Origin of the sequence: Streptomyces sp. NBC_00597, from assembly GCF_041431095.1 — a bacterium.
In the GTDB taxonomy this organism is placed as follows: Bacteria; Actinomycetota; Actinomycetes; order Streptomycetales; family Streptomycetaceae; genus Streptomyces.
In genome coordinates, this window is the sequence record NZ_CP107757.1 from 5217238 (window position 1) to 5230073 (window position 12836).

At 72.4% G+C, this 12836-nt stretch carries 13 protein-coding genes; 7 read left to right on the forward strand and 6 right to left on the reverse strand.

Features of this window, described 5'->3' with window-relative positions:
• Nucleotides 1-19 precede the first annotated feature (19 nt).
• The gene (locus OG974_RS23635; RefSeq protein WP_327284673.1) at nucleotides 20-1129 is read left to right on the forward strand and encodes an alpha/beta hydrolase-fold protein; all 1110 of its coding nucleotides are present in this window, start codon (nucleotides 20-22) and stop codon (nucleotides 1127-1129) included.
• Nucleotides 1130-1311: 182 nt separating this feature from the next.
• On the opposite strand, the gene OG974_RS23640 is transcribed toward OG974_RS23635, so the two are convergent.
• Complete coding sequence (locus tag OG974_RS23640) at nucleotides 1312-2277, reverse strand: ATP-binding cassette domain-containing protein (RefSeq protein ID WP_327284674.1); 966 nt, start codon at nucleotides 2275-2277, stop codon at nucleotides 1312-1314.
• 154 nt (nucleotides 2278-2431) lie between these two features.
• On the opposite strand from OG974_RS23640, the gene OG974_RS23645 reads away from it, so the two are divergent.
• From OG974_RS23645 to OG974_RS23660, 4 genes are all read left to right on the forward strand, one after another.
• Nucleotides 2432-3166 carry an ABC transporter permease gene (locus tag OG974_RS23645; protein WP_327284675.1) on the forward strand — a complete coding sequence of 245 codons (735 nt, stop codon included), beginning with the start codon at nucleotides 2432-2434 and terminating at the stop codon, nucleotides 3164-3166.
• Between the two features lie 4 nt (nucleotides 3167-3170).
• Nucleotides 3171-3836, forward strand: coding sequence for an ABC transporter permease (locus OG974_RS23650; RefSeq protein ID WP_371644390.1), 666 nt, complete (start codon nucleotides 3171-3173; stop codon nucleotides 3834-3836).
• Between the two features lie 68 nt (nucleotides 3837-3904).
• Entirely contained in the window at nucleotides 3905-4897 is a 993-nt protein-coding gene (locus tag OG974_RS23655) for an ABC transporter substrate-binding protein (RefSeq protein ID WP_327284677.1), read from the forward strand.
• 101 nt (nucleotides 4898-4998) lie between these two features.
• The gene (locus tag OG974_RS23660; protein ID WP_371644392.1) at nucleotides 4999-6075 is read left to right on the forward strand and encodes a hypothetical protein; all 1077 of its coding nucleotides are present in this window, start codon (nucleotides 4999-5001) and stop codon (nucleotides 6073-6075) included.
• 296 nt (nucleotides 6076-6371) lie between these two features.
• On the opposite strand, the gene OG974_RS23665 is transcribed toward OG974_RS23660, so the two are convergent.
• The 3 genes from OG974_RS23665 to OG974_RS23675 form a co-directional block, all read right to left on the reverse strand.
• Nucleotides 6372-6587: a hypothetical protein gene (locus OG974_RS23665; protein ID WP_328763329.1), complete on the reverse strand. Its 216-nt coding sequence runs from the start codon at nucleotides 6585-6587 to the stop codon at nucleotides 6372-6374.
• 130 nt (nucleotides 6588-6717) lie between these two features.
• Nucleotides 6718-7605 carry an arylamine N-acetyltransferase gene (locus OG974_RS23670; protein ID WP_327284680.1) on the reverse strand — a complete coding sequence of 296 codons (888 nt, stop codon included), beginning with the start codon at nucleotides 7603-7605 and terminating at the stop codon, nucleotides 6718-6720.
• 54 nt (nucleotides 7606-7659) lie between these two features.
• On the reverse strand, nucleotides 7660-8802 hold the full coding sequence (locus OG974_RS23675; RefSeq protein WP_327284681.1) for an NADH-quinone oxidoreductase subunit D: 1143 nt from the start codon (nucleotides 8800-8802) through the stop codon (nucleotides 7660-7662).
• A gap of 31 nt (nucleotides 8803-8833) precedes the next feature.
• On the opposite strand from OG974_RS23675, the gene OG974_RS23680 reads away from it, so the two are divergent.
• Nucleotides 8834-9325, forward strand: a complete 492-nt coding sequence (locus tag OG974_RS23680) for a PH domain-containing protein (RefSeq protein ID WP_327284682.1) — start codon at nucleotides 8834-8836, stop codon at nucleotides 9323-9325.
• A gap of 41 nt (nucleotides 9326-9366) precedes the next feature.
• Nucleotides 9367-10710: a PH domain-containing protein gene (locus OG974_RS23685; protein ID WP_327285733.1), complete on the forward strand. Its 1344-nt coding sequence runs from the start codon at nucleotides 9367-9369 to the stop codon at nucleotides 10708-10710.
• 133 nt (nucleotides 10711-10843) lie between these two features.
• Here the strand turns inward: OG974_RS23685 and OG974_RS23690 are convergent, their stop codons facing one another.
• Nucleotides 10844-11512 carry a response regulator transcription factor gene (locus OG974_RS23690; protein ID WP_327284683.1) on the reverse strand — a complete coding sequence of 223 codons (669 nt, stop codon included), beginning with the start codon at nucleotides 11510-11512 and terminating at the stop codon, nucleotides 10844-10846.
• 17 nt (nucleotides 11513-11529) lie between these two features.
• The gene (locus OG974_RS23695; protein ID WP_327284684.1) at nucleotides 11530-12732 is read right to left on the reverse strand and encodes a sensor histidine kinase; all 1203 of its coding nucleotides are present in this window, start codon (nucleotides 12730-12732) and stop codon (nucleotides 11530-11532) included.
• Between the last annotated feature and the right edge of the window lie 104 nt (nucleotides 12733-12836).

Sequence of the window (12836 nt, forward strand, 5' to 3'; positions counted from 1 at the left end):
GAAAGTCGACTGACTGCTCATGGGTCTCACCAGTAATACGGTTCTGGCGCTGGCCATCATCGCCGGTGTGCTGCTGTTCGCGGCCACGGTGTGGTGCTGGCCCCGGCTCGCGGGCCGCACCTGGCGTGCGATGCTCGGCCGGATCGGCCTCCTGCTCGCGACCCAGCTGGCGCTGTTCTCGGCCGTCGGCCTCGCGGCGAACAAGTCCTTCTCCTTCTACGGCTCGTGGGCGGACCTGTTCGGCCAGCAGACTTCCGTCGGCAAGGTCGTGGACCACTCGATGAGCAGCAAGGACATCAAGGTCGTCGACAAGCAGAAGCTCGACGTGCCGGGCGGCGCCCAGCCCCAGGTGGGCGGACAGATCCTGAAGGTTGCCATAACCGGGCAGAAGTCGAAAATAACGAGCCCGGGGTACGTGTGGCTGCCGCCGGAGTACTTCCAGCCGCAGCACAAGGAGCAGAACTTTCCGGCCTCCATCGTGCTGACGGGCTACCCGGGCACCGCCGAGAACCTGATCAAAGGGCTGAACTACCCGATGACGGCCTTCAAGCAGGCCAAGGCGGGCAAGATGAAGCCGATGATCCTGGTGATGCTGCGCCCGACCATCGCGCCGCCGCGTGACACCGAGTGCGTGGACATACCGGGCGGCCCGCAGACCGAGACGTTCTTCGCCCAGGACCTGCCGCAGGCCATCCAGGACACCTTCCGGGTCGGCAAGAAGCCGCAGAACATGGGCTTCATCGGCAACTCGACGGGCGGCTACTGCGCTCTGAAGATCGCCGCGCACTACCCGGAGACCTTCGGTGCCGCCGCGGGTCTGTCCGCGTACTACGACGCCGCGAACGACGCGACGACCGGCAACCTGTTCCAGGGCGACGACAAGCTGAAGAAGCGTGCGGACGTCCTGCACAGCATCGAGCACAAGAAGCCGTCCGGTACGTCCTTCCTGGTCACCAGCAGCGAGCAGGGCGAGCCGAACCTGGACGACACCAAGAAGTTCATCAAGCTGGTCAAGGGCCCGGACCGGGTCTCCTCGATCATCCTCGACAGCGGCGGCCACAACTTCAACACGTGGCGCCGCGAGATCCCGCCGATGCTGGTGTGGATGAGCAACCGCATCCAGGCCTGACCCCCGGCGGGACGGCCCGCCAGCGTGACCGTGACCGGCCCGACGAGGCCGGTCACACGTCGTTCCGGGCCCTGTTGCCCCCGGCCGCGCGACGCCGTGACCGCGCGACGCCGTGACCGCGCGACGCCGTGACCGCGCGACGCCGTGACCGCGCGACCCCGTGAGCCCGGGCCCCGTGGGTCCTACGCCTCCTGCAACTGAGCCCGGCGCAGGGCCCGGTGGACGCCCTCCGGGGTCAGTACGCCGGCCAGCGCGCCGGTGTCCGGATCCGTGACCCCGATCCGGCCCGAGTCCTCCTGGAGCAGAGCGGCGAGGGCCTCGCGCAGGCTCGCCCCCAGCGCCACCGGTCCGGCCGCCGGAGGCGCTCCGTCCACCGCCGTCAGGTCCGCCCGCTCGACGGGGGTGACGGCGAGCCGCTTCAGGCCCCGGTCCGCGCCGACGAAGGAGGCCACGTACTCGGTGGCCGGGGCGCCCAGCACCGCGGCCGGGCGGGCGAACTGCTCGATGGTGCCCGTGCCGTAGACGGCGATGCGGTCGCCGAGCCGGATCGCCTCCTCCAGATCGTGCGTGACCAGCAGGATCGTTTTGCGCACCGTCTTCTGCAGGGCCAGGAACTCGTTCTGCAGGCGCTCGCGGACCACCGGGTCCACCGCCCCGAACGGCTCGTCCATCAGCAGCACCGGCGGATCGGCGGCGAGTGCGCGGGCGACGCCGACGCGCTGGCGCTGCCCGCCGGACAGCTGCTCCGGGTACCGGCCCCCGTACACGGCCGGGTCCAGACCCACCAGTTCGAGGAGCTCGGCCGCCCGGGCGCGGGCCTTGGCCTTGGGGGTGCCGGTCAGCTGCGGCACGGTCGCGGTGTTCTCCAGCACCGTCTTGTGCGGGAACAGCCCGACCTGCTGGATGACGTAGCCGATGCGCCGGCGCAGCTCGACCGGGTCGGCGCTCGCGATGTCCTCGCCACCGAGCAGGATCCGGCCGGAGGTCGGCTCGATGAGCCGGTTGACCATCTTCATCGTGGTCGTCTTGCCGCAGCCGGACGGGCCCACGAGTGTGACCAGCTCGCCCTCCGCGACCTCGAAGGACAGGTCCTCGACGGCCGTCGTCCCGTCGGGGTAGCGCTTGGTCACATGCTCGAATCGGATCACGGGCCCATCCTCCCCCACCCCGGCATCGAAATTTGTGACGGGAGCATTACCCCCGTACGAAGGATTCCGGCCATTGTCGGCGCCGGGGGTTATGGTCGCTTCCGGCCGTGTCCTTTCGAATGGGTGTGCGCGGCGGAGGCGGGGAGGTGAGGGCATGGACGGGCAGAACTGCCTGGTGGCGAACGACTGGATCTGCTGGGACTACGTCACGTCCCGCTCCCAGGAGCTCACCGACGCCACGCTCCAACACGTGTGGATCACGGGCGTATCGGTGCTCATCGGCCTCGTCGTGTCCCTTCCGCTGGCCCTGCTGGCCCGCCGGGGCCGGCGCTGGGCCGCGCCCGTCCTGGGCCTGACCACCCTGCTCTACACCGTCCCCTCGCTCGCCATGTTCTCCCTGCTGCTCCCGGTGTTCGGGCTGTCCGCCGCGCTGGTGGTGACCGGCCTGGTGCTGTACTCGCTGACGATCCTGGTCCGCAATGCGATGGCCGGCCTGGAAGCCGTCCCCGAGGAGGTGCGGGAGGCCGCACGCGGCATGGGCTACGGGCCCGCGAGGCTGCTGTGGCAGGTCGAACTGCCGCTGGCGCTGCCCGCGCTGCTCGCCGGGGTGCGGATCGCCACCGTGTCCACGGTGGCGCTGACCACCGTCGGCTCCATCGTCGGCAAGGGCGGTCTCGGCAACCTCATCGCCCCGGCGGTCAACAGCTCCTTCAAGGCCCAGGTGCTCACCGCGTCGGTGCTGTGCGTCCTGCTCGCGCTGGTGGCGGACCTGCTGCTGCTCGGCGTACAGCGGCTGCTCACTCCGTGGACGCGGGCGACGCGGGCGCCCCGTGCGCCGCGGGCCCGGCGGACGGCGCCGGCGCCCGCTCCGACCACGAAGGGGGCCTGAGGCGATGGGCGTGCTGGGACGGTCCTGGGACTGGCTGGCGACCGGAGCCAACTGGTCCGGGGAGAACGGGGTGTGGCACCGGCTCGGCGAGCACGTCTACGTCAGCGGCATCTCGCTCGCCATCGCCTGCGCGCTGGCCCTCCCGGTCGGCCTGTGGCTCGGCCACGTCGGCAGGGGCGGGGCGCTCGCCGTCAACGTCTCCAACATCGGGCGGGCCGTCCCGGTCTTCGCCGTGCTGGCCCTGTTCATGGTCTCGCCGCTGCGCAATGCGGGCTATCTGCCCACCATCGCCGCGCTCGTGCTCTTCGCCGTACCGCCGCTGCTGACCAACGCGTACGTCGGCATGCGTGAGGTGGACCGCTCGGTGGTGGAGGCCGCCCGGGGCATGGGCATGTCCGGCGGCCAGCTGTTCTGGCGGGTGGAACTGCCCCTCGCGCGCGGGCTGGTGATGACCGGGCTGCGGTCGGGCGCCGTCCAGGTGATCGCCACGGCCACGATCGCGGCCATGGTCGGCCAGGGCGGCCTCGGCAGGATCATCACCGCCGGCTTCAACACGTACAACACGCCGCAGGTCTTCGCGGGGGCCCTGCTGGTGGCGGCCCTGGCCCTGGTGGTCGAGGGCGTCCTGGTGGCGGCGGACCGGCTGTTCTCGCGCCCGGCGGCGCGCTGAGCCCTCCGGCCCGCGCCGCGCGCCCTCCCCTGTCGTTGGTCGTTCCCACTCCCTTGGAGGAGCAACAGATGAGCAAGTCCACGCGTGTCCTCGGCGCCGTACTGGGGGCGGCGGCCCTGACCGCCTCGCTCGCCGCGTGCGGCGGCGACAGCCTGGAGAAGAGCAAGGACTCCGGTACGGGCGCCTCCGCCCCCGCGGATTCCGGCTCCGGGTCCGGCAAGGGCAAGGTCGTGATCGGCGCGGCCGGGTTCACCGAGTCCAGCGTGCTGGCGGAGCTGTACGCGCAGGTACTGAAGGACGCCGGCTACGGCACGTCGATCACCACGGTGAACAACCGCGAGCTGTACGAGCCCTCATTGGAGAAGGGCGAGATCGACGTCGTCCCGGAGTACGCGGCCACCCTCGCGGAGTTCCTCAACGCCAAGGTGAACGGATCGAAGGCGCCGGAGGAGAAGCCGGTCGCGTCGAGCGACGTGGCGGCGACGGTCGCGGGGCTGGAGAAGCTGGCCGGCCCGCTCGGCCTGAAGGCGCTCCCGGCGGGCGCGGCGGTCGACCAAAACGCGTTCGCGGTGTCGAAGGAATTCGCCCAGAAGAACAACCTGAAGACCCTTTCCGATCTCGGCAAGTCGGGCCTGAAGGTGAAGATCGCGGCGGGCGACGAATGCGCCGTCCGGCCCTTCTGCGCGCCGGGCTTGAAGACGACGTACGGAATCGACGTGTCCGGCATCGACCCGAAGGGCGTCGGCACCCCGCAGGCCAAGCAGGCGGTCAAGGACGGGGTGGACCAGCTGGTGCTCACCACGACCACGGACGCCACCCTCGACTCCTTCGGCCTGGTCCTGCTGGAGGACGACAAGAAGCTCCAGAACGCCGACAACGTCCTGCCGGTGGTCAACGCCAAGGACGCGGGGTCCCCGGAGATCGCGGCCGCCCTGGACAAGCTGACCAAGGTCCTCACGACCGCCGACCTCGTCGAGCTGAACAAGCGGGTGGACGCCCAGCGCGAGAAGCCGGCGGACGCCGCGAAGGCCTATCTGAAGGCGAAGGGCCTGACGAAGTAGCAGTAGTTACGGGTTTGATGGAGAAATGACGGGTAACTGCCCGGCCACAGATTGCCGGGCAGTTACCCCACTCGACCCCCACGCCCTGTAAATTTCAGGCCATGCCCCGTGGACGCCACCGCAATCCCGAACCCCTGCACCGGCTGCTCACGCCGACGACCGTGGCCGGAGTCTCCGTCGCCAGTGCGGCCGCGGCCTGGCTGCTCGCGGAACCCGTGCCACTGCGCCTGCTCGTGGCCCTCGCGGCGGGAGCGGGCGTGGCCGGCGCCGTCGTCATGCGCGCCTGGGACCGCTCGGCCGGGCGCCGCGTCGCGGAACTCGCACGCGAACGCGTCAAGGACGAGTGGAAGACCGAGGAGCGGATAGCCGAGCTGGAGTCCGACCTCGAAGAGGCCCGGGCCCTGCGCGCCAAGCTCGACGCGAAGCTGCGCGCCAAGCGGGTCGAACTCGCGGGGCTGCGCGGTGAGCACGCCGCGCTGCTGCGCCGGTACGCGACCGCCGAGACCGAACGGGCCAGCGCCCTGGAGGGCCGTCGGCTGCTCGCCATCGAGGCCTCCGCGGCCCCGGCGGCGGCGAAGGAGCTCCCGCCGGTGTCCGAGGAGCGCACGTCGAGCGGCGCGCCGACCAGCGTCGGCTACGCCCGGGCCCACGCGGCCCTGGCGGCCCTCGTCCGCAAGGCGGAGGCGGAGCCGGAGCCGGAGCCGGAGCCGGAGCCGGCCCGGCCGAAGGTGCTGGAGGGCAAGGGCGCCGAGCCCAGGGCGCTGGAGCCCGGTTCGCCGGCCGGCGACCCGCAGACCCGTACGGGCGCCGGTGCGGGCGCCCCGGCAGCGGTCCCGGCGCGCCGGCCGGCCGCGGCGGTGGCGCCGTACTCGGCCGCGCGCCGCTCGGCGTCCCGGGTCGAGGGCGGCTTCGACTTCTTCGGCACGAAGAACGCGGCCCAGGCTCGTGCCGCGATCGAATCCGTGCAGAACGAGGACCTGGCCGACGTGGTCGGCGCGGAGGCCCTCGCGGTGCACAAGGCGGAGTCGGCCCGGGCCGCCGCCGAGCAGCCGGTCAAGGAGCAGGGCTTCAAGCCGGCCACTCCCGAACAGCGCGCGGTGGGCCAGGTCATCGACCTGACGGCCCACGACGAGACCGAGCCGATCGACGTCGTCCGCCTGCGCACCGCCATCTCCTAGCGGCGCCGCCGGCAACGCCGGTTTCTCCGCCGGCCGGGCCGCCGGTCAAGCCGCGTACGAGCCCACCAGTCGGGCCGGGTGGCGCCCCGCCAGCGGGAGCGGGGTCGGCCGCCGACTCGGGCGCCGACACCGGGATCCTCGCCGTCCACGCCGAGCTGTACCGGCGTGGGGTCGGGGCCGGCTTCGGGGACGACAGCAGCACGCGGCTGATCGGGCTGCTGGGGGCCGGGCCGGCGGCCTCCGGGGGCGGCTGCGTCGGCGGCCGGGTACGGCGGACCACCCGGTCGTACTCGGGCTCAGAACAGCGGCAGCTGCCCCGGCAGCTCCGGCAGCACGAAGCCGGCCAGTGTGGGCGCCGACGCCCCGAGCACCACCCGTGCCCGGGATCCGGGGCAGGAGACCAGGTCACCGCGGCCGCGCCCGGTGGGCGGGTCGTGGCGGGCGATCCGGCCGGCGGTCACGGCGCAGTCGCGGCCGCATGCGGGACAGGCCCGTCGGGGGGAGTGGGACATGCCCCAAGTCTGCACTCCCGCACCGACATCGGCACCGACAGCGGCCCCGGCACCCGACAGCGGCCCCGGCACCCGCTTCGCCCCCGGCACCCGCTTCGCCCCCGGCACCCGCTTCGGCCCCGGCTCCGCTTCAGCTCCCGGCCGCAGCAACCTCGGCCCCGGCGCCCACCTCCGCCGTCCGGCCGGCCAGCCACACCGCGTGCGCCGCGCACACCCGGTCCCACAGCGCCGACCGGTCCTGCGCCGTCAGATCGTCGAGTTCGCGCTCGAAGAGCCCGCCGATCACCGCCCAGAACTCTCCGGGCGTGTCCAGGACCCGCTCGCTCGTCCCCTTCACTGGGTCGATCCGGCTCAGCACCCGCCCGCGCAGGGTGTCGACGCCGTCCGCATCGCGCCGCAGCAGGGCGAGGGTCCGTACGAAGCCCGAGTCCGGCGCGCTCGACAGCCGGACGTGCGTGGCCTCGAAGTCGGCCGTGGTCGCCGGCGCCGAGAGGATGTTGACCACCGGGCAGGGGGCCGCCTCGTTGACGTACCTCCAGCCGGTCCCGTCCCCCTCCAGCGGGCCCAGTTCGTACGTGAACGCGCCCTGCCGGTGCGTTCCGGCGCGCAGCGGCAGCGGCTCGTACGGGCCGTCGCCGAGCCCGGCGTCGACGAAGTACTCCTTGCCGTCGACCCGGACCGTCAGCGCGAGGTGGTCGCCGCTGACGTCGCGGCGCTCGCGGTCCGCCGCGCCGAGGACGCCCGCCAGGTGCCGGGTCACCGCGAAGCCGAGGTGTTCCAGGAGCTGCGCGAAGGCGCCGTTGAGGTGGAAGCAGTACCCGCCGCGTCCGGCCGCGAAGCGGCGTACGGACAGCTCGGGGTCGATGCCGGGCGGCCGGCCGAGCTGGATGTCGAGGTTCTCGTACGGTATGCGTTCGAGATGGGCGCGCTGGAGCGCGAAGAGCGCCTCCGCGGTGGGCCGGGGCGGCCGCGGGAAGCCGAGGCGTCGCAGGTAGCCGTCGTACATGCCTGGGGTCATTCCCGCACCCTAGGCACAAACGCCCGGCACAATCGCGGGAGTTCCCGCGACTTGTCACTTGTCGATATCGCCCACGACGAAGAACAGCGAGCCCAGGATCGCCACCATGTCCGCGACCAGCTGCCCCGGCAGCAGCACCGCCAGCGCCTGGATGTTGTTGTAGGAGGCGGAGCGCAGCTTCAGCCGGTACGGGGTCTTCTCGCCCTTGGAGACCAGGTAGTAGCCGTTGATGCCGAGGGGGTTCTCGGTCCAGGCGTACGTGGCCCCCTCGGGCGCCTTCAGCACCTTGGGGAGGCGCTGGTTGATCGGCCCGGGCGGCAGTTCGGCCATCCGGTCCAGGCAGGCCACGGCCAGGTCGAGCGCGTTGTGGGTCTGCTCCAGCAGGCACTCGAAGCGGGCCAGGCAGTCGCCCTCGGTGCGCGTGACCACCTTCAGGACGTCCTGGAGCTCCCCGTACGCCAGGTACGGCTCGTCGCGGCGCAGGTCGAAGTCGACGCCGGAGGCGCGGGCGATCGGCCCGGAGACCCCGTACGCGTGCACCGCCTCGGCCGACAGCACGCCCACCCCGCGGGTGCGGCCGCGGAAGATCTCGTTGCCGTGGACCAGCTTGTCGTAGACGTCCATGCGGGTGCGGACGTCGGCGATCGCGGCGCGCGCCCGGCCCAGCCAGCCGGCCGGAAGGTCCTCCTTGAGGCCGCCGACCCGGTTGAACATGTAGTGCATGCGGCCGCCGGAGATCTCCTCCATGACGGCCTGGAGCTCCTCGCGCTCACGGAACGCGTGGAAGATCGGGGTGATCCCGCCCAGTTCGAGGGGGTACGAGCCGAGGAACATCAGGTGGTTCAGCACCCGGTTCAGCTCGGCGAGCAGGGTCCGCATCCACACGGCCCGCTCGGGGACCTCCATGCCGAGCATCCGCTCGACGGCCATGACCACGCCGAGTTCGTTGGAGAACGCGGACAGCCAGTCGTGGCGGTTCGCGAGCATCACGATCTGCCGGTAGTCGCGCGCCTCGAAGAGCTTTTCGGCGCCGCGGTGCATGTAGCCGACGACCGGCTCGGCGCTGACGATCCGCTCGCCGTCCAGGACGAGGCGCAGGCGCAGCACGCCGTGCGTGGAAGGGTGCTGGGGTCCGATGTTGAGCACCATGTCGGTGCTCTCCGCCGCTCCGCCGATGCCGACCGTGGTCTCCGTCATGGCCGCATTCTCGCAGCCCTACGCTGAACCCATGGAAACGGGGACGACGGGTGAGACGAGCCGACCCGAGTGGGTGGGGCTGCCGGGCGGGCTGCTGACCCTGCGGCGGCTGCTGCTGGTGATCTGGACGGTGCCGCTCGCCGTGGGGACGGCGCTGCTGCTGGGGTTGACGGCCGGCCCGGCATGGGCGGCCACGGGGGTGTTCTGGCTGGCCGTCCTGGCCTGGGGCTGGGTGCTGCTGGGCCGCAACTGGCGGTCCTGGCGGTACGCCGAGCGCGCTGACGACCTGCTGATCAGCCGCGGGGTGCTGTGGCGGGAGCAGACCGTGGTCCCGTACGGGCGGATGCAGCTGGTCGAGGTGACCTCGGGGCCGCTGGAGCGGCGCTTCGGGCTGGCCTCCGTACAGCTGCACACGGCGGCCGCGGCCTCGGACGCCAAGATTCCGGGACTGGTCCCGGCCGAGGCGGAGCGGCTGCGGGACCGGCTGACGGAGCTCGGCGAGGCAAGGTCGGCGGGCTTGTGACCGCCGAATCCGAATCCGGAGCCGAGGCCGCAGCCGCAGCCGTGCCCGTGCCCGCAGCCGCAGTCGCTGCCGTGTCCGCAGCCGGGCTCGCGCCCGGCGCCGAGCGCCGGCTGCACCTGCTCACCCCGCTGCGCCGGGCGTGGGTGCCGATCGCCGCGACCGTCGGCGTCGTCGTCAAACAGGGCGACGAGGTCGAGCAGTGGGCGAGCGGGCTGTCCACGACCCTGCGGACGCTGACGCTGGCCGGCCTGGTCGTGGTGTTCGGCCTGTACGGGTTCCTGAGCTGGTGGTTCACCCACTACGCGGTGACCGACACCGAACTGCGCATCCGCAGCGGGCTGCTGTTCCGGCGCACCGCCCACATCCGGCTCGACCGGATCCAGGCGATCGACGTGACCCGGCCGCTGCTGGCCCGGGTGGCCGGGGTCGCCAAGCTGCGGATCGACGTGATCGGCACCGAGGACAAGGACGAGCTGGCCTTCCTCGACGAGCGGGACGCCGTCGCGCTGCGCGCCGAGCTGCTGGCCCGGGCGGCCGGGTTCGCCCCGGCCGAGGCCGTCACGCTCGGCGAGGCCCCGCAGCAGGAGCTGCTGCGCGTCCGGCCCGCCGATCTGGTGGTGTCGCTGCTGCTCACCCTCTCGGTGTGGGCGGCGCTCGCCGTCGGGCTGATCGCCCCCGTCGCCGTGTGGTGGTTCAGCGGCAACCCCTGGGCGACGATCGCGACCCTGCTGCCCATGCTGGGCGGGGTCTGGTCGGGTACGGCCGGCCGGTTCCTCACCGAGTTCGACTGGCGGGTCGCCGAATCCCCCGACGGGCTGCGGCTGGACCACGGGCTGCTGGACCGGGCCCACGAGACCGTGCCGCCGGGGCGGGTGCAGACCGTACGGATCGTGGAGCCGCTGCTGTGGCGGCGCCGGGGCTGGGTGCGCGTCGAGCTGGCGGTGGCCGGCTCGAAGAACGGGGTCCTGGTCCCGGTGGCCTCGCGGGCCGCCGCCCAGGCGCTCGTCGCCCGGGTGCTGCCGGGAGTGGACCTGGCCGGCCTCGCCTTCGGCCGGTCCCCGAAGGCCGGGTCGCGGTGGGTGGTCCCGGTGTGGTGGAGGGGCTACGCCCTGGCCGTCTCCCCGGACGTGTTCGCCGCCCGCAAGGGGCTGCTGTGCCGCCGTACGGAGATCGTCCCGCACGCCAAGGTGCAGAGCGTCCGGCTCACGCAGGGCCCGTGGGAGCGTGCCCGGGGCCTCGCCGACGTCCACGTGGACACGGGAGCCAACGCTACGGTCACGGCCCGCCTGCGCCCGGCGGCCGAGGCCGCCGACCTGCTGGACGCCCAGGCGGCCCGCTCCCGCACCTCCCGCGCGGACGCCCGCCCGGACCGCTGGATGACCTGACCCGCGGCGTGGCGGCCCGGCGGGCCGGGGAGAGGGGCAGACCGTCGTGGTGCCCGCCCGACTGGCCCGGGGAGGGGCACCGGGCGCCGGACACCGGACGCCGAGGGCCCCCGGTCCGCGCTGCCGGCAGCCGCTACGCGCCGCCGGCGCGGACCAGGCCCGTCTCGTACGCGAGGACGACGACCTGGACGCGGTCGCGCAGGTTCAGCTTGGTCAGGATGCGGCCCACGTGCGTCTTCACCGTCGCCTCCGACAGGACCAGGCGGCCGGCGATCTCGCCGTTGGAGAGGCCCTGGGCGACCAGCAGCATGACTTCGCGCTCGCGTTCCGTCAGCCGCTCGACGTCCTTGTTCTGGGGCTCCTGCGTGTTCGTCGGCAGCATCGGCGCGAAGCGGTCCAGCAGGCGCCGGGTCGTGGACGGGGCCACCACCGCGTCGCCGCTGTGCACCGAGCGGATCGCGGCCAGCAGCTCCGCCGGCGGCACGTCCTTCAGCATGAACCCGCTCGCACCCGCCTTCAGACCCGAGAAGGCGTACTCGTCCAGGTCGAAGGTGGTCAGGATGATCACGTCGGGGTGCTCGTCCCGCTCGCAGATGCGGCGCGTGGCCTCGACCCCGTCGAGCTTCGGCATCCGGACGTCCATCAGCACCACGTCCACCTTCGTGGACCGCAGCACCTCCAGCGCCTCCAGGCCGTCGCCGGCCTCGGCGACGACCTCCATGTCCGGCTGGGCCGCGAGCACCATGCGGAAGCCCGTGCGCAGCAGTACCTGGTCGTCGACCAGCATCACTCGGATGGACATCAGTTACCTCGACCTCGTCATTTCTTCTTGAGCGGGAGCAGTGCGCTGATCCGGAAGCCTCCGCCGGGACGCGGGCCCGCGTCCAGGGTGCCTCCGACCATGCCGATCCGCTCGCGCATGCCGATCAGCCCGTGCCCGGCGCCGTCGGCGCCGCCGTCCTCGTACAGCTCGTGGGCCGCCCCCCGGCCGTCGTCCTCGATCAGCAGGCCGAGCCCGTCGTCGAAGTAGACCAGCCGGACGCTCGCCTTGGCGTCGGGGCCGCCGTGCTTGCGGGTGTTCGTCAGCGCCTCCTGCACGATCCGGTACGCGGTGAGCTCGACGCCCGTGGGCAGCCGGCGCGGTGCCCCCTCGACCTCGAAGTCCACCGTGAGCCCGGCCGCCCGTACCTGTTCGACCAGGACCTCGATCTGCTCCACGTCGGGCTGGGGCACGTAGTCCTCGGCCTCCTGCGGCTCCCCGGTGCGCAGCACGCCGAGCAGCCGGCGCATTTCGGCCAGGGCCTGGCGGCCGGTGCCGGAGATGGTCTGGAGGGCCTCCTTGGCCTGTTCCGGGGCCACGTCCATCACGTACGCGGCGCCGTCGGCCTGGACCACCATCACCGAGACGTTGTGCGCGACGACGTCGTGCAGCTCGCGGGCGATCCGGGCGCGCTCGGCGGCGACGGCCACCTTGGCCTGGGCCGCGCGCTCCTTCTCCAGCCGCTGGTTCCGCTCGACGAGCTGGGCGTAGTAGGCGCGGCGGGTGCGCAGGGAGTCGCCGAGCACCCAGGCGAGGGCGAAGGGGACGATCGCGAAGAGCGTGAACAGGATGTTGGCGGTGGTGTCGCCCTTGTCGACGCGGAAGCGCAGCGCGTAGAGGGGCGCGGAGACCAGTCCGACGGCGAGCGCCGTACGGGAGATGCGGCGCGAGACCTCCGCGGACGCCGCCACCGTGTACAGGATGATCAGCATCGCGAAGTCGGCGTTCTGGATCTCGGTGCCCGTGGCCAGCTGGTAGACGCCGGTGCCGACGGCGAGCCAGAACATCGGCTGCGTCCACTTGCGGCGCAGTGCCACGACGACGCCCATCGCCAGCACCGAGGGAACGGCGATCAGGCGCGCGGCGGTGCTGCTGAAACTGTCGTCGGCGACTTGCAGCAGTCCGAGCCCGACCAGGAGGACAGCCCAGAAGCTGTCGACGCCCGTCGGGTGTCTGCGGAGGAAGTCGTAGAGGCGCTGCACGTAACCCAGAGTAGGCAACGGAGATAGGTGCTGGAGTCAACCACAGGTGCGATCCGTGTGACGGAGGCGTACTCCCCAAGGTGGAGGGCGAGCTTAACCTTTCG